The 20,855-nt window shown below is 49.2% G+C and carries 18 protein-coding genes; 1 reads left to right on the top strand and 17 read right to left on the bottom strand.

The window, feature by feature from the left end; translation table 11 throughout:
• Nucleotides 1-50: 50 nt before the first annotated feature.
• The 15 genes from OC443_RS14170 to OC443_RS14100 all read right to left on the bottom strand — a co-directional run bounded on the left by OC443_RS14170 (nucleotide 51) and on the right by OC443_RS14100 (nucleotide 17,761).
• Nucleotides 51-557, bottom strand: coding sequence for an Lrp/AsnC family transcriptional regulator (locus OC443_RS14170; RefSeq protein WP_234976354.1), 507 nt, complete (start codon nucleotides 555-557; stop codon nucleotides 51-53).
• Nucleotides 558-608: 51 nt separating this feature from the next.
• Nucleotides 609-1,268, bottom strand: coding sequence for an HAD family hydrolase (locus OC443_RS14165; RefSeq protein ID WP_073581480.1), 660 nt, complete (start codon nucleotides 1,266-1,268; stop codon nucleotides 609-611).
• An 82-nt stretch (nucleotides 1,269-1,350) separates the two neighbouring features.
• Nucleotides 1,351-2,649, bottom strand: a complete 1,299-nt coding sequence (locus tag OC443_RS14160) for an aspartate aminotransferase family protein (protein WP_200796907.1) — start codon at nucleotides 2,647-2,649, stop codon at nucleotides 1,351-1,353.
• Nucleotides 2,650-2,836: 187 nt separating this feature from the next.
• Entirely contained in the window at nucleotides 2,837-4,306 is a 1,470-nt protein-coding gene (locus OC443_RS14155) for an NAD-dependent succinate-semialdehyde dehydrogenase (protein ID WP_073581481.1), read from the bottom strand.
• 2 nt (nucleotides 4,307-4,308) lie between these two features.
• Nucleotides 4,309-5,475 (bottom strand): acetylornithine deacetylase, encoded by a 1,167-nt coding sequence (gene argE, locus OC443_RS14150; RefSeq protein WP_073581482.1) that lies wholly within the window; start codon nucleotides 5,473-5,475, stop codon nucleotides 4,309-4,311.
• Nucleotides 5,475-6,632 carry an NAD(P)/FAD-dependent oxidoreductase gene (locus OC443_RS14145; RefSeq protein ID WP_073581688.1) on the bottom strand — a complete coding sequence of 386 codons (1,158 nt, stop codon included), beginning with the start codon at nucleotides 6,630-6,632 and terminating at the stop codon, nucleotides 5,475-5,477. The genes argE and OC443_RS14145 overlap by 1 nt, the downstream gene beginning before the upstream one ends.
• A 19-nt stretch (nucleotides 6,633-6,651) precedes the next feature.
• Nucleotides 6,652-8,043, bottom strand: coding sequence for an FAD/NAD(P)-dependent oxidoreductase (locus tag OC443_RS14140; RefSeq protein WP_073581484.1), 1,392 nt, complete (start codon nucleotides 8,041-8,043; stop codon nucleotides 6,652-6,654).
• Nucleotides 8,022-8,333, bottom strand: coding sequence for a (2Fe-2S)-binding protein (locus OC443_RS14135; RefSeq protein WP_073581485.1), 312 nt, complete (start codon nucleotides 8,331-8,333; stop codon nucleotides 8,022-8,024). The genes OC443_RS14140 and OC443_RS14135 overlap by 22 nt, the downstream gene beginning before the upstream one ends.
• Nucleotides 8,330-10,237 (bottom strand): ABC transporter ATP-binding protein, encoded by a 1,908-nt coding sequence (locus OC443_RS14130; RefSeq protein WP_073581486.1) that lies wholly within the window; start codon nucleotides 10,235-10,237, stop codon nucleotides 8,330-8,332. The genes OC443_RS14135 and OC443_RS14130 overlap by 4 nt, the downstream gene beginning before the upstream one ends.
• Before the next feature lie 9 nt (nucleotides 10,238-10,246).
• Nucleotides 10,247-11,077: an ABC transporter permease gene (locus tag OC443_RS14125; RefSeq protein ID WP_073581487.1), complete on the bottom strand. Its 831-nt coding sequence runs from the start codon at nucleotides 11,075-11,077 to the stop codon at nucleotides 10,247-10,249.
• Entirely contained in the window at nucleotides 11,074-12,033 is a 960-nt protein-coding gene (locus tag OC443_RS14120) for an ABC transporter permease (RefSeq protein WP_073581489.1), read from the bottom strand. The genes OC443_RS14125 and OC443_RS14120 overlap by 4 nt, the downstream gene beginning before the upstream one ends.
• Nucleotides 12,034-12,110: 77 nt before the next feature.
• Nucleotides 12,111-13,742 carry an ABC transporter substrate-binding protein gene (locus OC443_RS14115; RefSeq protein ID WP_073581491.1) on the bottom strand — a complete coding sequence of 544 codons (1,632 nt, stop codon included), beginning with the start codon at nucleotides 13,740-13,742 and terminating at the stop codon, nucleotides 12,111-12,113.
• Between the two features lie 142 nt (nucleotides 13,743-13,884).
• The gene (locus OC443_RS14110) at nucleotides 13,885-15,159 is read right to left on the bottom strand and encodes an NAD(P)/FAD-dependent oxidoreductase (protein ID WP_073581493.1); all 1,275 of its coding nucleotides are present in this window, start codon (nucleotides 15,157-15,159) and stop codon (nucleotides 13,885-13,887) included.
• A 24-nt stretch (nucleotides 15,160-15,183) separates the two neighbouring features.
• Nucleotides 15,184-15,858: a haloacid dehalogenase type II gene (locus OC443_RS14105; RefSeq protein WP_073581495.1), complete on the bottom strand. Its 675-nt coding sequence runs from the start codon at nucleotides 15,856-15,858 to the stop codon at nucleotides 15,184-15,186.
• 436 nt (nucleotides 15,859-16,294) lie between these two features.
• Nucleotides 16,295-17,761 carry an aldehyde dehydrogenase family protein gene (locus OC443_RS14100; protein WP_073581497.1) on the bottom strand — a complete coding sequence of 489 codons (1,467 nt, stop codon included), beginning with the start codon at nucleotides 17,759-17,761 and terminating at the stop codon, nucleotides 16,295-16,297.
• A 278-nt stretch (nucleotides 17,762-18,039) separates the two neighbouring features.
• Here OC443_RS14100 and OC443_RS14095 point away from each other — a divergent pair, with 278 nt between their 5' ends.
• Complete coding sequence (locus tag OC443_RS14095; RefSeq protein WP_073581499.1) at nucleotides 18,040-18,912, top strand: GNAT family N-acetyltransferase; 873 nt, start codon at nucleotides 18,040-18,042, stop codon at nucleotides 18,910-18,912.
• Between the two features lie 80 nt (nucleotides 18,913-18,992).
• Here OC443_RS14095 and OC443_RS14090 read toward each other — a convergent pair whose 3' ends face one another.
• Both OC443_RS14090 and OC443_RS14085 read right to left on the bottom strand, forming a co-directional pair.
• Nucleotides 18,993-19,565: an RBBP9/YdeN family alpha/beta hydrolase gene (locus OC443_RS14090; protein ID WP_073581501.1), complete on the bottom strand. Its 573-nt coding sequence runs from the start codon at nucleotides 19,563-19,565 to the stop codon at nucleotides 18,993-18,995.
• A gap of 357 nt (nucleotides 19,566-19,922) precedes the next feature.
• Nucleotides 19,923-20,639, bottom strand: coding sequence for a tRNA-dependent cyclodipeptide synthase (locus OC443_RS14085; RefSeq protein WP_073581503.1), 717 nt, complete (start codon nucleotides 20,637-20,639; stop codon nucleotides 19,923-19,925).
• Nucleotides 20,640-20,855 lie beyond the last annotated feature (216 nt).

Below are 20,855 nucleotides of genomic sequence, written 5' to 3'. Positions count from 1 at the left end.
AAATCACTCCCCTTTTTTATTTGCAAAACTCGACAGACCTGATGACAAAATCACACCGCGTGAGGCTGATGTTCCAGCAATGACTGCAATGGCATGTCTTCTTTCATCACCGGGGATTTAATCACTATGTAGCTGAAATATTTTGAAATCCCGATATTACTGTCAACCAGATTCTCAATTACTTCCTGATAATGTGCGATATTGCGGGTAACAAAGCGCACCAGATAGTCATAACCACCGCTAATCAGGTGGCACTCCATGACTTCGTCCACTTTCTTCATGCTGTTTTCAAACTTAATAAAGTCTTCCCGTTTATGGCCATTGATATACACTTCAGTATAAACAGTGACATATTCAGTGATTTTTGCCAGGTTGAGAAAAGCTTTGTAGTTTTGGATAAAGCCGCTGCGCTCCAGCCTTTTTACTCTTTGCAGACACGGGCTGGCTGATAGACCGACAGCATCAGCCAGTTTTACATTTGTCATTCGCCCATTTTTTTGCAGCTGAGTCAATATATTGATATCGATACGGTCAAGCCTTAAATCTGAATCCATCATATTATCCTTATTATTTGATTGTGATAGGACGATATATGGTTCTAAGCATAATTAATGCCATGTGCTCCTTAGAATGTTTTGATGCTCAATGACCAGATCGGCGAGTGACTCGGCAGATCCATGATCGGATGAAGAGACCGGATATCTGCGGATCACCTTTGTATTGGGAAAAGCCGTGATTTTTGCCAGGTGAGGTGTTGTGAGCAGCAAGGTGGAGCCAACCTCGTTTCCCTGAGAGCTCAGCGTCGTACTCAGGTCACTTTCTTCGCTGCCGCGGATAATTAAATCCTCTTGGTTAATGCCGAGATTTTCAATCAGATAGGGGATGTCTTCGGGTTCTCTGTCACATCGGATCAAGACGCGGAAAAACTTTTTCAGATAATGGAGTGCGCCGTAAGCATCTTCATAGAGTGGCCAGTGTTTGATTGTCCGGCCAAACCTGAAAGTTCTTTTCCAGTCCTGATTGAGTTTATAACGTTGCATTAACGCCTGAAATGTAAAGCAGTGAGAAGCGCAAAATCCATTCTGAGACAAGGAATCTGACAGGTCGTAGTAATGATCCAGATAGGACTGAATCAGAAATTCCTGATATGAAATATTCTGCGGTAGATCCTGCTGCAATTCATATAATTTAGTCAGAATACCATGAAAATGGTTGATTAAAACTCCATCGCAATCAATCACAAGTGTCTTATATTGCGTTATGTCCATCAGCGATTCCCTCCGCTTATGTGTGCACAAAAATGTTCCATTTGCACTATTATTGGTCTTGCCGGGCAAGACCAATAAGCCGTTATACAAAGACTTTTTTGCAGGCTTCTTTGAGCATACCCAGTGCTTCACTCAAAAGCGCTTCAGAGATGTTAACCGGCGGGAGGAAACGCATGACATTCCTTTGAGTACCACACTTAATCACCAGTAATCCCTGTTCGCGACATGCATCGATCAGTGCCTGTGTCAGTGCGGCATTTTCTTCCGGTATATCGTCTTTACCGGTGAGTTCCATTGCCAGCATAAACCCGGTCCCGCGTACATCCGCAATTTGGTGAAACTCTTGTTTCAGTGCGTTTAATCCTTCTTCAAAAAAGTGGCCGCGCTGACGGGCAAGCGACAGAAGGGAATCATCTTTGGTGTACAGATCAATCACAGCAGATGCTGCTGCACAGGCAATAGCATTTCCGCCATAAGTACCACCTAAACCGCCGGGTTTCGGGCCATCCATGATCGCGGCTTTACCGACAACTGCTGAAAGCGGGAATCCGCCGGCCAGACTTTTTGCTGTAGTCACCAAATCCGGTTGAATCCCTGCGTGTTCATAGCCGAACATTTTTCCAGTCCGGCCGAACCCGGCCTGAATTTCATCGAGAATTAACACGATACCGTGTTTGGTTGTCAGTGCTCTGAGCTGTTCAAGGAAGGACTTGGGTGCTGACAGAAAACCACCATCGCCCTGAACGGATTCAACAATAATGGCGGCCACCCGATCAGGTGTGACCTGAGTGGTGAAGATTTCTTCAATCGAATTGAGAGCATCCTCAACACTGACCTGCCGGAATGCATTGGGATAAGTGGCGTGATAGATTTCTCCGGCCATCGGGCCAAAGTTCTGCTTGTATGGTTCGCTCATTCCCGTCAGTGTGCTGCCAAGCAGTGTTCTGCCATGAAAGCCACCTTTAAATGAGATCACGGCCGGGCGGTTGGTGTAACCGCGGGCAATTTTCACCGCATTTTCTACTGCTTCGGCACCCGATGTCAGTAGCACGGTTTTGTAATGTTCGCCTTTTCCAACCAGCTGATTCAGTTTGCTGGCGACCTCAAGATAAGGTTCATAGACAGTGACCTGTGCGCAGGGGTGAGAGACTTTGGTTAACTGCTCCTGTACAGCCCGGGTGACTGCCGGATGATTATGACCGATATTCAGTACACCAATACCGCCGACAAAATCCAGATATCGGTTGCCATCAACGTCCCAAAGTTCAGCTCCGGCTGCTTTGTCCAGCACAACCGGATGTGCATTGACCAGCCCTCTTGGAACGTGTTGTTGTTTTTCAGCTAACAAACCGGCTGAGCGGGGAGTATCTGAGTTCATCATGTGACCTTTCCTTAGTAATGAAAACTATTGATCCGTTTAAAAAATTAACATGTTTGTTCAGTGCAGGGCGCTTAATTGAAGGTGATTAAATACACATTCCACTGTTTTTCATGAAACAAACAGCAGGTTTTGTGGTGATGAAAGACTCTGCTGCTAAAGTGCTGTTGATTGATCAGATATGCGGACTTTACAGTCCGCCCATATGCCATGATTTCACTTCCAGATATTCTTCAATTCCCAGCCCGGACCCCTCCCGGCCAAGACCCGAGAGTTTGATACCACCGAATGGGGCTGCATCCATGGAAATGACACCGGAATTCAGGCCAACCATGCCAAATTCAAGTGCTTCACCCACATGCCATGCCCGCTGAAGATTTTGTGTGTAATAGTAGGCGCCTAAGCCATAAGGGGTGCTGTTGGCGATATCGATCGCTTCTTCATCTGAGCTGAACCGGAAAAGCGGCGCCAGCGGGCCGAAGGTTTCTTCCTGGGCTACCAGCATGTCTGTCGTGACTTCCGTTAAGATGGTCGGTGTCACAAACTGAGATTGCGGGTCTGGCACCTCGCCGGAGATAATCCGGGCGCCTTTGCTGGTCGCATCATCAATATGGCGTTTGACTTTTTCAACCGCAGCAGTGTTGATGAGCGGGCCAATGGTGACACCTTCCTCCAGACCATCGCCCATTTTCAGCTGGCTGACCGCCTGAGTTAACGCCCGGGCAAATTCATCATAAACCGCATCGTGGACTAATATCCGGTTGGCACAGACACAGGTTTGCCCGGCATTACGGAACTTACTGGTCATCACGCCTTCAACCGCCTGCTGAATATCCGCATCTTCAAATACGATAAATGGCGCGTTGCCGCCGAGCTCCAGACTCAGGCGTTTAATGGTCGGGGCACTTTGTGCCATCAACAGGCTGCCGACACGGGTCGAGCCGGTAAAGGTAATTTTTCTGACCACCGGACTGGCTGTCAGTACTTCACCAATGCGTGCCGCGTCGCCGGTAATCACATTGAAGATACCGGCAGGAATGCCCGCCTGCTCAGCCAAAACACCTAATGCCAGCGCAGAAAGTGGTGTCAGATCGGCAGGTTTGACGATGACCGGGCATCCCGCAGCAATCGCCGGGGCACATTTTCTGGTGATCATCGCTGCCGGAAAGTTCCACGGGGTAATTGCCGCACAGACACCCACAGGTTGTTTGATGGTGATTAATCGACGATCCGGAGACGGGTTTTGCAGCGTTTCGCCGTGAACCCGGCGGGCTTCTTCGGCAAACCATTTGATAAAGCTGGCTGCATAGGCGATTTCTCCGGTGGCTTCAGCCAGCGGTTTTCCCTGCTCCAGCGTCATGATCAGGCCCAGGTCCTGCTGATTATCCATCATCAGCTGATACCATGTCATCAACATTGCGGCACGTTCTGTTGCTGTGGTTTTTTTCCAGTCTTGCCAGGCCAGATCGGCCAGTTCGATGGATGACGTTATTTGTGCGCTGGTCAGGTCCGGAACCGTTGCAATGATTTCCTGTGTCGACGGGTTGATGACCTCGATCGTGGCATCGTCATCAGATAAAAGCCACTGACCGTTGATATATGCCTGATCGGTTAACAGGGAAGGATTGTTTAATTGTTGCTGTATGGATGAATTAATCATGTTCACTCCGGTTGAAAGCAGATTTCGGGTACGAGTTTATTTAATAAGTCATCGCACTGTTGTAATTGAGACAGGGAGATAAATTCATTGGGTTTGTGGGCCTGATCGATTGAGCCGGGACCACAGACCACAACCGGGGCAGATAAGTATTCCGCGAATAGTCCGCCTTCAGAACCGAACGCCACTTTCAGGGTTTCGGTGCCTGCCGGTGAAAGTGCCGACAACTGCTGTACTGCGGGATGTTCTGCCGGGGTATCGAGTCCCGGATAACGGGTCAGGCAATCAAATGTAATTGCCGCACTGGTCGTCGGATGCGCCTGCCTTGCCTGCTGCACGATGGTTTCTGCCTGTGCAAACAGGGCTTCCAGATGTGTGTCAATATCATCGCCGGGCAGATGGCGTATTTCGAAGACAAACTGACACTCTCCCGGCACGATATTCAGGGATCGTCCGCCCTCAATCGTACCGACATGCACGGTGGAGTGCGGTATATTGTAAGCTTCATCTCTGGCGCCGGATGTTATCAGTTCGGTTTGCAGCTGCCGCAGATGGGCAATAATATCGCAGGCCAGATAGATGGCGTTGGTATGCAGCGGCGCCTGAGATGAGTGAGCCTCATCGCCGCAGCAATGAGTCCTGAACGAGGTTTTGCCCTTGTGTCCGGTGGCGATGTTCATGCTGGTCGGTTCGCCGACAATACACAGATAAGGTTCCACCTTCAGATGTTGCAGCTGGAGCAACAGATCTTTTACCCCCAGACAGCCAAGTTCTTCATCATAGCTGATCGCAAGGTGAACCGGGCGGCTGAGCGGCTTGTCTGCAAATGCCAGCATGATCTGAATCGCACTGGCGATAAACCCTTTCATGTCACAACTGCCGCGGCCATAGATTTTTCCGTCTTGTTCGGTGCCGGTAAACGGGTCGGTTTGCCAGTTTTGTCCTTTGACCGGGACAACGTCAGAATGTCCGGAAAGCAGGAGGCCGGGTTGACCTGCCGGGCCGATCGAGGCAAACATCGCCGCTTTCGTATGATCATCATTGAAGACCAGTTCTGACTGAATCCCTTTCGTTGCCAGCAGGCTTTGCACGAAGTCGATCAATTCCAGATTCGATTCGGATGAAACGGTTGCAAAAGCAATTAAACGTTTGAGGAGTTCTTTGGTGTCCATTACGCACTTCTTTTTAATGTTTTTTGGGTAAACCTTTGAATATTAAATGGTTCAATCAGAGTGTCGGTTGAACCGGTGGCGATCAGCTCTGCCATCACGTCGCCGACTGCCGGACCCAGCTGAAACCCGTGTCCGCAGAAGCCAAAGGCATAATAAAGCCCTTCCGTTGTCGAACTTGGCCCCATAACCGGCAGCGAATCGGGAAGATAACTTTCAATCCCGCTCCAGCTGCGAATGACATGAATATTGCTGATTTGCGGGACGACACGATGTAACTGCTGCATCTGGTAAATTAACGCTTTGGGCTCAAACTGAACTGTGCGTTTTTCCATATCCGGCAATGCACGATGGCAGCCACCAATAATGATGTTGCCTCTGGGAATCTGCCGGAAGTAGAGAATTTCTTCCTCGATAGAAGAAGAGATACCAATGACGGTTTTGAAACGGTAGGGAAGGGGTTCTGTCACGCTCATCTGTGGTCCTCTGGCATACAAAGGAACGGGTTCGCCCATCTGAGCGGATAGTTTTTCTCCCCAGGCACCGGCAGATATCAGAAGCTGCTGTGAGCGATACTCTACACCTTCTTTGGTCAGGACACTAAAGCCGGATGATGATTTTTCGATTAATCTGACTTCCACTTGTTCCATGATGACCGCACCTGCCCGTTTGGCTGCTCTGGCAAAAGCCGGTGCAGCCAGCCTTGGATTGGCATGTCCGTCATAAGGTGCGTAAGATCCGGCAACCACTTCAGGCCCCAGATAAGGAAAGCGCTGACGGAGTTTATCCCCGGTCAGTATTTCCAGCCCCAGTTCCCTGGCTTCCGGAGCGTTTGCATAGCTTTCAAGTGCTTCTATCTGAGATTCTTTATAACAAATCCGCATATGGCCGCTGGGAATAAATTCCAGATCCTCACCAATCAGCTCCGGGAGCTGATCCCAGAGACGGCGTGAACGATTGGCCAGTTCTAGCTGCTGAAGATGACGCCCCTGACGGCGGACGTTGCCGAAGTTCACCCCGCTGGCATATTGTCCGATACGATCTCTTTCCAGCAGTAAAACTTTCAGGCCTCTTTTCGCCAGAAAAAAAGCACTTGAGGCACCCATAAATCCGCCACCAACCACGATGACATCGAATTGCGGTATTGACTGTCTGTCCATAAATTCTTCTCGCTGTGGTTTACGGGTGAGTTTCCCCGGATGTTTCGGTGTATACATTAACCGGAATGGGTTTCACTGGTGCCTGAGAGCGCTGGCGCCCGCCGGTTTCGGGAACGTGATGATGTTCTTTTGCAATAATGTGTGCATTCACATGGGCACAATAGCGTCCCTGGCAGCGTCCCATACCGACCCGGCTGAATGACTTGGATCGGTTGACTTCCGTGGCTTCTTTTTCGCGAACGCTCAGTTTGACCTCGGCCTTTGTGATCATTTCACAGCGGCAGACCACGGCTTTATCACTAAGCTGATCAATCAGGTGTGCCGGCCACGGAAAGGCTTTGAGTAATCCATCGCCGAAGCGTTTCATTCGCCGGAAACGGGCAAGTAATCCTGATTGCTGTTTTTTCTGCTGGTGGTTCAGACTGCGGGTTTGCTCCAGTACCGTGAAGGCTACAAGTTTGCCTGAGAGTTCTGCGGCATCCGCGCCGAGAATCCGGCATCCGTCTCCGGCACAAAAGACATGGGGAACAGACGTTCGTCCCTGCTGATCAACATCGGGAAGCCACAGCTGACTTTGTGTGTCATAACTGAATTCACATCCGGCCAAATCGGCCAGCTGTGTTTCCGGTTTGATATGAAAACCAAGCGCGACTGCATCGCAGGCCACATGACGGCGCTGACCATTGCGCAGTTTGACTTCCAGCCCGGTCACTTCACCTTCTCCGGTGATTTTTTCCGGGGTAACGCCGGTATGGACCGGCACCTTAGCCCGTTTCAGGGCACCAATCATCTTCAGCCCCTGCCATAACGCATAGGGTTTCATCAGCAGTTTATCCATGGCTTTCAGCCGGGAAGCAAAGCCGGATGTATCGTAAACACCCGCAATGGTTGCTCCGGCTTTGAGGTACTGATAAGCCACGAGATAGAGCAGCGGACCCGTGCCGGTAAAGGCAACCTGATGGCCAATGGCGCAGGCCTGATGTTTTAGTGCAATCTGAGCGCCGCCGAGAGAATAGGTACCTGCCTGTTCCCAACCCTCAACCGGCAGTACCCGGTCTGTCGCGCCGGTGCATAAAATCAGGAAGTCGAAACGGATTTCAACCGGGTTGGCATGTTGGTGCGCATAAAGGGTTTTATCGTGAATCGCCCAGACACTGGTTTCCGGATAATAGTCGATATCGTGTTGCAACTGGTCGAAAGTCTGATGCACTGCTTGTGCTTTTTGGTACTCACTGCCATAAAGCTTTTGATAAGAACGTTGAAAAGGCTGAGGCTGGCGCTTATAAATCTGGCCACCGGAGCGGGGTTGTTCATCAATAACAACCGGTCTGATACCATGTTTAACCAGTATTTCTGCACACCGGATTCCGGCTGGCCCTGCCCCTATAATTACGATTCCTGGACTTTCCATACTGCCTCCGGTTCTTGGGTCACTATTTTCATGCCTTCTTCGACATAAGCAGAGCAGGATCGGATTCTCTGGCCAGACTCAGTCCAGACCCAGCAATCCTGACAGGCACTCATCAGGCAAAAGCCGGAGCGGCCATGATCACCGAATTCATTTTTTCTCAGTGTTGATTCGTTGCACAGGATCGCCATCATGATCGTGTCTCCTTCCAGCGCTTCACTTTGCTGACCATTGATCCACAGGGTGACGGTTTTCCTGTCGGTTTCATCCAGCCGGATAAATCTGGCACTCATGCGTATTGTTCCTTATTATTCTGTTTTGCCAGAGGATGGACATTGCCCTGATCAGCAGCATCCTGAGCGGATGCCGTGAGAGTGGCAAGTGTGGGTAATTTGTCATCCTGAAGGTGGCATAAAATATGGCTGTGTCTTTGAATTGCTCTGCGGCTGGGGGCCACATTCGGGCATAAACCCGCAATGCTTCGGGAACATCGCTCCACAAAAGCACAGATTTCCTGCTGCCCGGAAGCTGCCTTTGTCCCGGTCGGTTGCGTCGCAATTCTTGGTTCATGAATCCAACGGGTTCTCAGCTGCGGGACGGAGTCCATCAATAGTGCGGTATAAGGATGGAGTGGCCCGTGATACAGCCCGTTCACCGGGGAAGACTGAACCTGAGTTCCCTTATAAAGCACGATCACATCATCACATAATGACTTCACGCTGTTCATGTCGTGGCTGATAAACAGGTAGGCAAATCCCAGCCGGTCTTTCAGGTCATTTAACAGTTCCAGTATGGCTGCACCGACCACGGTATCGAGCGCAGAGGTGACTTCATCACAGATAATTATGTCAGGCTCAGCAGCCAGTGCCCTGGCTAAATTAACCCGCTGTTTTTGTCCGCCGGACAGAGCTGAGGGTTTGCGATCAATAATATCTTTCGGGAGCTGAACCAGCCTGATTAGCTCTTCAATCCGCGCGTTACGTGCCTGACCGGACAGCTTAAAATAGGTTTTTAACGGGCGGCCCAGTAACTGGCGAACTGTGTGTTTCGGGTTCAGGGCGGTATCTGCACTCTGGAAAACCAGCTGGATTTTCCTGCACTGTTCTTTACTTCTCTGGCTTAACTTCGGCGGTAGTTCTGATCCCTGATATTTGATGTTTCCCAACGCGGCGGGCAGCATGCCGACCAGTGTTTTTGCCAGCGTGGATTTACCTGAACCGGATTCACCAATGATGCCGATCGCCTGTCCCGGCCAGAGTTTGAAGCGGATATCGTCCAGTACCGGAAATTCGGGGATTCCCATTTTGTTCCGTCTGCCGTAACCGGCAACCAGTTTACGGACGGATAACAGCGGTTCTTTTTTCGGTTCAGACTTATCGGATGCAGTTGCCAGCACGACAGAACCATTGTTTTGAACCGGTGATGCGGCCTGCATTAACTCCTGAGTATAAGGATGAGCCGGTGCGTGCAGAATGGTTTCAATATCATTGGTTTCTTTAATTTCTCCGTGGTTTAACACCACCACTTTATCTGCGACCTGAGCCACCACGGCCAGATCGTGCGAGACGTAAACAGCCGTCACCTGACGTTGCTGGACGACTTTGCGGAATACCTGTAAGACTTCGACCTGAGTGGTGACATCGAGTGCGGTTGTCGGTTCATCCAGAATCACCAGCTCCGGCTCGGCAATCAGCGCCATCGCTGCCATGATGCGTTGCAGCTGACCACCGGAAACCTCATGTGGGTAGCGCTGGCCGATTTCCTCCGGCTCAGGCAAAGCCAGTTCCCTAAACAGCTTAATGGCTTTGGCAATTAGTTGATTGCGGGTGCCGGCATTGTGCAGTAAAGCCGATTCTATCACCTGATCGATCAGGCGTTTTCCGGGGTTGAATGCTGCTGCGGCGCTTTGTGCAATATAAGTCACGCGTTTTCCCCGCCAGTTGCAAAGCTGTGCCGGGGAAGCCGTTAATAAGTTGTCATCTCCCAGCCAGACTTCTCCCTGAGTGAATGCGCAGCCGGGTTTGGTATAGCCCATCAGAGATAGTGCGATGGTGGTTTTCCCTGAGCCTGATTCTCCAATCAATGCCAGCACTTTGCCTTTTTCCAGTGAGAAACTGACATCGTTGACGATCTGCACCGGGCCATGGTCCTGTTCTGCGCTGATACAAAGTCCTTTTACTTCAATAAAATCCCTCACAGCGCCTCCTTAGTGTTGTTGATTCCGTTGATCCGCAATCCGGTCTATCACCAGATTGACGGCAATCGTCATAATGCCGATGGTCATAGCCGGGGCGATTAAAGCGACGGAGCCCTGACTTAAACCGCCGATGTTTTCTCTGACCAGCGAACCTAAATCAGCATTTGGTGGCTGGATGCCAAGCCCGAGAAAACTCAGCCCGCTGAGCAGCAGGACGATAAATACGAACCGCAGCCCGAAGTCCGCCAGTACCGGATTGAGTATATTGGGCAGAATTTCCCTGACGGCGATATAGAATGAGTGCTCGCCACGGATTTTGGCGGACTGGACGTATTCGAGTTCACTTTGACTCATCGCCAGACTGTAAGCGATCCGGAATGCACCTGGTGCATAGCCTATCACTGCGGTGATAATCAGCAGATGAATCGAGGAGCCGAATCCGGCCACGATGACCAGAGCCAGCATTTTACTCGGGATTGAAATCAGGGCATCGACCAGGCGGATGATGACCTCTTCCAGCCATTTCGGAGACATCACAGCCGTCAGTGCCACCAGCGTTCCGGTGCAGGAAGCCAGCACGGAGGCTGTCAACGATAAGCCGACGGTATAGCGGATGGCATTTAAAATCCGGCTCAGGTTATCGCGTCCCAGATAATCTGTGCCCAGCAGAAACTGTTCACTCATGGGGGCAAAAATGGTTTTAGACACCACTTCTCCGACACTATAGGGCGCCAGCCACGGACCGAAGACCGCCAGCAGCAGGCACAACATACACACCAGTGAACTGATTTTTTTCAGTGGCTGCCATAAAGGAGAAAGTGGGGAAGTGGTTACAGTCATACTTTATTCCTCAGTCTCGGATTGAATACAATTGCGCTGATATCAGCAATCAGAATGAGGCCCAGATAGCCACTGCAAAAAAGCATGGTACAAGCTTGTACCAGGGCAATATCCCGGTTGGTTACTGCGTCGACCATCAGGCCCGCAATACCGGGGAAATTAAAAATAGCTTCGACAATGACAACCCCGCCAAACAGGTAAGAAAGGCTGAGTGCGACTGCGTTGGCAATCGGGCCGATGGCATTCGGCAGAGCATGAATAATGGCAATCCGGAGTGTAGACAAGCCTTTCAGATAAGCCATTTCGACATAGCTGGTGCTCAGTTCATCCACCATGGCGGCACGGGTCATTCTTGCCATTTGTGCGGTAATCACAAAACAGAGGGTCATCACCGGTAGTGTGTAAGCCCTTAAGAATTCAAGGATGCTGTCACCGGCACCGCCATAGGAAATGGCTGAAAACCAGTGTAATTTGACTGCAAAGATCAGCACGGCAATCGTTGCCACCAGAAATTCGGGAACAGCTACCAGAGCCAGTGTCAGGGTATTCAGGAACCGGTCTAAGCGCCCGTTTCTGTATATTGCAGCAAAAATGCCGAGAAACAGGGCGAACGGGACTGATACAACCGAAGTTGCAGCTGCCAGCATCAGCGTATTTTGCAACCGGCCATCCATCAGTTCACTGACCGGCATATTGTTCGCAAAAGATTGCCCGGGATCGCCGCTTAGCAGATTGAACAGCCAGTGAAAATAACGGGAGATCGCCGGTTGATCCAGACCGAGTTGTGTTCGTAACGCGGCGACCTGTTCGGGCATGGCAAATTGTCCCAGAATTTGCTGGGCAGCATCGCCGGGCAGTATATTGGTTATCGCAAATACAACAATCGAAACCAGAAACAGCGTAAGCATGGCACTTAAAAGCCTACGCACAACTAAAGAAATCAAAACGTTATTCATCAGGCTATCCTCGGGGTCAGCAGCAACGGCAACTGGTGCCGTTGCTCATTCATGGGTATGAGTGGCAGAAAAAGTGATCAGGTATCCAGCCAGACTTTTTCTGCAAACATGTATCCCATGAATCCGCCGAGAGGATTGGTGCCGTAGCCTTTCAGTCTTGAATCCACGCCATCGATGTTACTGATAAATACCGGGACGCCAATCCCGCATTTGTCGTGTACCAGTGTTTGCATCTCTGCATACATTTGTGCGCGTTTGCTGTCATCTGTTTCGCTGCGTGCATCAAACAGGAGTTTGTCGAAGTGGCTGTTTTTCCAGTGAGACTCATTCCATGACGCACTGGAAAGAAAGAACTGCGAGAAGATGATATCGGCATTCGGGCGGGGGTTGATATTCCCGAAGCTCAGCGGATGTTTCGCCCAGTGATTTGACCAGTAACCATCACCAGGTTTGGTCTGTACATCGATTTTAACCCCGACTTTTGCGGCCGACTGCTGCATCAGGACTGCAATATCAACAGAACCGGTTGCGGCACTGGATGCCACTAACGGAATTTTTGCATCCGCAAAGCCTGCCTTCTTAATCAGGTATTTGGCTTTTTCCGGATCAAAGGTGGTCTGGGATAACTCTGAATTAAAGTAACGGGCACCTGGTGCAATCGGTGTGTCGTTCCCGACGACAGCAAAATCCTGGAAAATTGCGGACTTAATCTGCTCCCGATCCATCAGCAGTTTCATCGCTTCGGTGAATTCAGCGCTTTTACCCGGCATCAAATCCTGACGGATGATCAGGTCGGTATAGTTACCGGAAGGCGCATTGACGAAACGGTGGCCTTTGCTGGCTTCAATCCGTGAAGTCGAGCGTGGATTCACTTCGTTGATCACATGCACTTCACCGGAAAGCAGGGCATTCACGCGGGATGGTTCATCCGGGATGGCAAACAGTTCAATTTCATCCAGATAAGGCAGGCCCGGTTTCCAGTAGCTGGTGTTTTTCTTCACGACCGTTCTCATACCCGGTTTGAATTCCGTCACTTTGAATGGTCCGGTGCCGATGCCCTGATTCAGGTTGCTGACGTGAGCCGGTACAATCAACATATGTGAAATCGCAAAAATAGAAGGGAGTTCCGCGTTTGGACCTTCCAGTGTGATTTTTACTTCATATTTTCCGGTCGCTTTCACGGATTTCAGCTGTTTCGCCAGTCCCATGACTTTGGAAGCGGTTGCCGGGTCTTTATGCCGGTTGAGTGAAAAGACCACGTCTTCAGCAGTGAGTTCTTTTCCGTCATGGAACAGAACACCTTTGCGCAGCCTGATATGCCAGACTGTTGCGTTTTCATTGTCAATACTTTCAGCCAGTTCCGGATGAGGAACCAGATGTTCGTCAAATTTTGTCAGACCATTATAGACCATGAAATGGCGGGTATAGTCGGTTGACAGGGCTCCTTTGGCCGGGTCAAGGGTATCTGAAGTTGAAGCAGACAGGCTGGCGACTTTAATTTTTCCGCCTGATTTTCCCATCCCAGCTGTTGAAGACGATTCATTGCCGGCAAACACATTCAGCGGGCTCAGCGAAGTGCCTGAAGCAGCCATTAATACGCCGGCTGCGCCGAGTGATTTCAGGATTGAACGTCTTGAGCGGCCTTCATTAGTCAGTCGCTCAAAATCATTCATACATTCCTGACCGGTGATAATCTTTTTGTCTTTCATAATATTGCATCCTTTCTATATTACGATTCATCTGATAAGGGTTATGTTTTCGGTTATTCTCTTACTTTGATTAACCTCAGGTGATTCATTGTCTTCACTTCAGTTATTGAGCCGGTCCGGCTCTGAACACATTGATGCAGGGTTAGTGTAAATAGTCCTGCAACTTGTAATAGGCGCCGACGGCGGGCAAAAACCAGGGTTTGCCGAAGTATCCGGGGATGGCATACCAGGATTCATCTCTCCAGGGGTTGGCTTCCACACTGCCGCCAATCATTTGTGCCAGTTGCTGCCCCATGTAGGCTGCCATTTGTACGCCGTGTCCGCTGTAACCCATCGCGTAGAACATACCGTTGTGTTCTCCGGCCCGCGGGAGACGGTTTGGTGTAATATCGACTAATCCGCCCCAGCAATGCGTTGCTTTGACGCCCAGTAATTCCGGGAACATATCTCCCATGGTTTTCAGCAATATCTCACCGCTGATAGCATCGGACTTGGGGTTGGTCATGGCAAAGCGTGCCCGGCCGCCAAACAGCAAACGATCATCGCCCATCACCCTGAAATAATTGCCGATGATTTTGCTGGTGACATAAGAGCGTTTATTTGGCATGAGCCGTTCAATCAGGGCCGGGTCCAGTTTTTCGGTGACAAGGATAAAACTGCCGACCGGTACAATACGCCTTCTGAACCAGCCAAGCGGGCCGTGCTGGCTGATGCCACTGGCAATGATCACATCGCTGGCCGTGATGGTGCCTTTCGGCGTTTCCACCCGGAACTGCTTACCCTGTTTTTTCAGCTGCAGCACCGGGCTGTTTTCATAAATATGTGCGCCGTATCCGGCTGCTTTATCGGCAATACCGACGCCCAGCTTGCCAACATGAATCTGAAAGGCATTTTCCTGTACCATCCCACCGTAAAACTGGTCAGAGGCAATCTCGTCTTTCAGCCCGTCAGCATCCAGAAACCTCACCTTCGGGTCGACTTCTTTTCTGATGAGTTCACAAGTGTTGAAGATTTTTTCTGCGTGCTGCGGTTTGGCTGCGAGTTTGAGTTTGCCGCTCTCACGGTATTCGCATTCAATCTGTTCTTCGGTGATGATCTGTCGCAGTGCATCGACGGCATCCGAATAGGCGGTGTAATAGCGTCTTGCCTTGTCGGGTCCGATAGCGGCCGTCAGGGAGGCAAAATCTTGTGCAACGCCGGTACTGCATTGCCCTCCGTTCTGGCCGGATGCCTGTTCCATAATGTCTGTGGCTTCAAACAAAGCGACCGATGCGCCTTGTCTGGCCAGTGTATGTGCTGCGGTTAATCCGGTTAGCCCGCCACCGACAATGGCAACATCATAATGCGTGTTGCCCAGTGTGTCGGCGCCATGGGTAAACCGGGGTTTGGTATCGATCCAATAGGATTGATTGATCATAGCTGACTCCTGACATGATAAAAATTAATCGAGGCCCAGCAAGTCAGCGAGTGCATTGATGTCGGGGACTTGGTGATATGAATAAATACTGTTGGCGGGTTGTTCGTGACCGCGGGCGATGAATGCTTTGTTTTTAATGCCCATGTCATCTGCAGAGAACAGGTCATAACGGAAGCTGGATGAGACATGCAGAATCTCTTCCGGGCTGCAGCCTAAATTGTCGATCATATATTCAAATGCGGCCAGACGGGGCTTATAAACTTTGGCTTCTTCTGCCGTAAATACCCGGTGGAATGGTGCGCCGAGTTTTTCCACGTTACTCATAATCTGGCTGTCACTGGCATTAGAGTAAATCACCAGCGGAAACTCTTTTGCCAGACGGGCCAGACCGGATGGGACATCGGCGTGAGGTCCCCAGGTTGGCACGGCATCATAGTATTGCTGACCTTCAGCATCAATATACGCAATTCCCCATTTTTTACAGGTTCTCTCCAGTGCACCTTTCACAATCTGATCATAGGGCTGCCATGCGCCCATGACTTCATCAAGACGATAGCTTGCAAAGTCTTTCACGAAGGCATCCATTCGTTCTGCGGAAATGCGGTCTTTAAATATTTCCCGGGTCATGGTTGCCATCTGGAAATTTGTGAGTGTGCCATAGCAATCAAAGGTGATGTATTTGGGGCGAAGTGTACTCATCGTATTCATCCTTAAAACTGAAAGTAACATTTTTAAAACATTTATTTATCATTTGCCTCTATAACCCATTACATCACAATTACACAGCAGATAACGTTTAATTCCGTGTTTCAGAAGCAGGAATTTGTTCTTTTAACCAGACATACAGCAGTTAATACGGTGTGATTTCAGGTTGAAAAAGAAAAAGCAGTCATGATGATTGTTGCAGGAGATGATATTGATAATCTATAAATTACAATGAGTTAAGTTTGAGTATTTATTCAGTTTATCCTGTTGGTGGAGAACTGGCTCTCTCAGGGCCAGATGCCTGACCGGAATAGCTAAGGCTTCCGGCAAAATTATCTGCTGACTGAAAAAACAGATTCACCACGAATGATGAATCTGTTTAGAGAAGGTGTCCCGTATATGTGATGACCGGGCTTTCTCCCGGCACTGCTTAAAAGTCAATCAGTACGCTTTTTGTTTTCAGATTGGCCTGAAAAGCTTCCACGCCCACATCTTTGCCAATACCGGATTGTTTAAATCCTCCGGTCGGCATGATGTGATCAAAAGAGCGTCCGTAACGGTTAATCCATACAGAACCGGCTTCTATTTCTCTCATTCCGGTTAATGCGCGCTGAATATTCTGCGTATGAATGCCCGCAGCTAAACCGTATGTTTCATGGCTTGCCAGTTCCCAGGCCTGCTCATCGGAGTCAAATGTTTGCATGGTGAGAACCGGACCAAAAATTTCCTCCCTGACAGCACAGTTTGCTTTGTCTTTGACGGCCAGTAATGTCGGGGTAAAGAATGAACCGCCCTGACTGATTAAATCTCCGCCACAAAGCAGCTCTGCGCCTTGCGCAATACTTTGACTGACAATGGATTCGATTCTCTGTGCCTGTCCGGCTGAGATAACAGGTGGCAGCGTGGTTTGTTTTTCCCATGTAGAGCCGGTTTTCAGCTGGCTGAAATGGGCCATCACCTGCTGTGAAAATTCTTCAGCAATGTCCTGATGGATGATCAGCCTTGAGCCGGAAACACAGACCTGCCCGGCATTGCCGGTAATCGCTTTGGCGACTGTCCGTGCTGTTTTCTCAATATCTGCATCAGCAAAGACAATCTGAGGACTCTTACCGCCCAACTCCAGTGTTGAAGGCTTGGGGCCTTTTATCGCACAGGTTGACATGATCGCCGCGCCTGTTGCGGTGGAGCCGGTGAAGGTGACTTTCCCGACCAGTGAATGCTCACAAATCGCCTGTCCCACTGTTTTTCCATCACCCTGAACCACATTAAACAGGTTAGCCGGAATACCGGCATCGACGGCCAGTTTCGCCAGATAAACACTGGTGAAGGGGGTCATTTCGGAAGGTTTGAGCACTACAGCATTTCCTGCTGCCAGCGCCGGCCCGACTTTCCACATCAACATGCTCATCGGAAAGTTCCATGGCGTAATTGCACCGATGACACCATAAGGCTGGCTGATCACCATGCCCAGCCGGTTCTGCTGGGTGGCGCCGACATAGCCACCATGTTTATCGCTCAGTTCAGCGAAGAAACGCAGGCAGTCAACGACATATGGGATGTCCCACTGCAAGACTTCATGATACGGACGACTGGACCCTAAAGATTCCAGCTGCGCCAGATAAGCCTGCTCTTTTTCAATCAGCTCTGCCCATTTAAATAAGTACTTTGCCCGTTCCCGCGGTGCCATTGAAGCCCATGTACCAGCACGAAATGCCTGATGGGCCTGAGAGAGTGCCTGTTCAACGGTATCAGCAGAAGCGTAATTTAACTGCGCATACGCTTTACCTGTTGACGGACAGATCACATCCACTGCAGTGTCATCATTGAATGACATGAACTGACCATCAATGAAATGGCCTTTGGGAATATCTGTATCTGATGGGTTATACCAGTCCATAGGGATTCATCCTGAATTATGTTTTCCGTAAGTTATACCCAAACAACCCTGTATCTTCAGGTTGCTTGGGTATATCATATTAAAGAAACTCAGGCGGTATGTGCTGCCGACATCAGCCGGTGATTCAGCATTCGTCTGATTTTTCAGCGAACAAAACAGTGTGATCTGCCGTTTTAAATGATAACTATTGTCTTTTTGAACGACTAATGGAATAACAATACGCTCAATTGACTTCAGGATGCAGGACTTGATGCGTCTTTATGATTTAAGGAATGAATATGAATGTAAAAACGGTTCATGAAGATGTCATTACCAGACCCATGAATGAAAAAGATATCGCTGAAGCGCATGCGATGACTCAGGCACTGCATTGGCCGCATACCCGGCAGGACTGGCAACAGATTGTATCCGTGGGGCATTCTCTGGTGATGGAATCTGGCGGACAAATCATCGGTACAGCATGTCTGGTGCCTCAGGGACGCTACGCCAGTGTTGGGCTGATTGTTATCTCGGATGATTTTCAGGGCCGGGGACTTGGCCGGCAGATCATGAATGACATTATTTCGTATGCTGAGCCGGGCACTGACCTCTATCTGACAGCAACAGAAATGGGCAAACCCCTGTATCAGAAAATTGGTTTTGCGGAATACGCTGTGATTGAGCAATATCAGAATGTGGTTGAAAAGCAGAACCTGACTTTACTCAGTCCACAGGCGAATGCTGTGGTTCGTGAGATGAATTCCGGGGAAGAGCCGATACTGAAACAGATGATGGATGCGTCGGCTGGCATGGATAGGAATGCGATTGGTGATCTGGTTCTGAAGACATCTGCCCGTACACTGGTGATTGAAGACGACGGACAAATCACTGGGTTTGCAGTTTGCCGGGACTTTGGCCGGGGTGTCTGTATTGGCCCTGTGATCGCGCACAGTTCAGCCAATGCATTAGCCCTGATATCTCATCACCTGATGCAGTGCGATCAACAGTTTGTCCGGCTGGATATCGTGAATCAGTATGGTGATATTGGTGAACAGCTCGTCAGCTGGGGGCTGAACAAAGTGGACACAGTCAGTCAGATGGTTAAGGGAGATGTGCCACAGGCAGAAGCGGGTTTGACTCAGTTTTGTCTGGTAAGTCAGGCAATGGGATAATTGAAGTCAGTTTTGTTTCTGTTTGGACGAAAGGGGCAATCAATGCGGATTGCCCATGCTTTTTGATATAAACAGACAGATCACGAAACAGTTTGATCTTCCGGTGATGTCTTGCATTTGATGTGGCTGATTAAATCAGCGAGGAACTCTTTGCCTTCAGCCCAGCCATTCAATCCGGACTGAGCATTGATATGCCCGACAGGTCCGATGTTGTAAAGCGGTACGTTGAGTTTTCTGGCCTGATGCTGCGCATGCTCAGCGGTACCGAAGGGGTCATTATCGCTGGTAATCACGACAGCCGGACAGCACTCCTGTGCCGTATCCAGATTCCTGAAGTGTTGTACCTGTGCGGGGAATTGCGGGTCCAGTACGTCTGGCATCGCAACCAGAAACGCACCGGCAATGTTGTTTTTGTTATCGGTACGTTTTAACCACTCGGTAAACAGGACGCAGCCTAAGCTATGGGCAACGACAACTACGGGTTCATCCCTTTTTTCCAGAAAGTTTTCCAGATCACTGAGCCACGCTTCCATCACCGGATTATCCCAGTCTGAATGTTCCAGCCATGAAACATTTTCAGACTCCATATACCATTGATGTTGCCAGTGCCCCGGACCGGAATTGCCGATTCCTGCTAAAAAAAGTAAATGCATACTCTCTCCTTAGAGTTGTGATTTGATACAGTCTCGTTTTTTGTGGATGACTTGCCTGATGTAATGACGGTTCTTGTTTCTGAACATGCGTCACTCAGGCTATTTGATTCTCCTGACTCAGCATTGAAAGGGTTCGGATATTTAGAAATGAATATTTCCAAATAGTTCGGAAAAATTAATCATCGCTCAATTTTGCATACCTGTAAACAACTTGTTTCTTATTGTGCAGCTTTAACCTGTTTATTTTCCGGGAATCCATCTGATGGCATCATACCGGTAAAAAGGATGAATCAATGGTGTTCTATACATGCCAATAGTGCGCTGTCCTGACTTCTCAAGCCCGTTGTTTCTGTGCATTTACGATAATGAAAAATCCACTTGCTTACGTTTTTTCAGACGCACGCTGACATTAATAAGCGTTCCCAACTCTTGTGGCAGCATTGAAAAATTTCCATCCGCTATTTTTTCAAAAATAGCCAGTGACCCCGGATAGACCAGTACCTGATGGCCTTCGTTCACCATCAGACATGTTTCCGCCAGTTCTTCGAGTACATACTGTGATGATAGGGCGATCGCTTTCTCTGTTAACTCGTCGTCATTTAAAGCGCGTGAAATAAAGGTGCGGGCAAACCCATTCACTGCCTGTGTAAAATCCGGGTAATTATTATAGGTGGCTTGTATACGTATGAAATAATCAGTCACTCGTTGATCATCATAAACATCTGATCCTTTGATAAAATTGAAGGTAGTGTCCTGGTAAAATTTCTCCCACAGATGGCGGTGCTGTTGTATATATATCTGTCCCATGTTTAATGCGATTTCTTTGGCCTGAGTGTCACCAAATCCCTGAGTGATTTGCAGAGTTAACCGATGGATATGATCGCCTAATAAAAAAGTACATTCATTATATCTGGCAGCAATAAATCTGATTAATCCTTCGAATTTTGCACCTGAAAAACAGGGGTTACTGAGACTCACACCGACGAAACATTTCGGCCGGGTCTTCAGAAAATCTCTTTTCATTTTCGGTGAGACCCGTTGTATTTCTCCTTTATATTGAAGCTGTTGATTCATATCGATGCCTTATAATCTGCAATAGTAAAAAAATCAGTAAAATCAGTAAAATCAGTAAAATCAGTAAAATCAGTGGCGCTGTATCAGAGCCTGACAAACTCACCCGCAGGGCGTGAGCTGAAAAGCACATTTCTGCGTCAAGAGAATTTGAAAGGTGGGTACATTCCTGCATTCCCTTTCCTTGAACTGCACCTTTCGGCTGCACGCTGAATCATG

The organism is Vibrio quintilis (genome assembly GCF_024529975.1).
Taxonomy (GTDB): domain Bacteria; phylum Pseudomonadota; class Gammaproteobacteria; order Enterobacterales; family Vibrionaceae; genus Vibrio; species Vibrio quintilis.
This window is presented reverse-complemented; position numbering and strand designations above follow the sequence as displayed.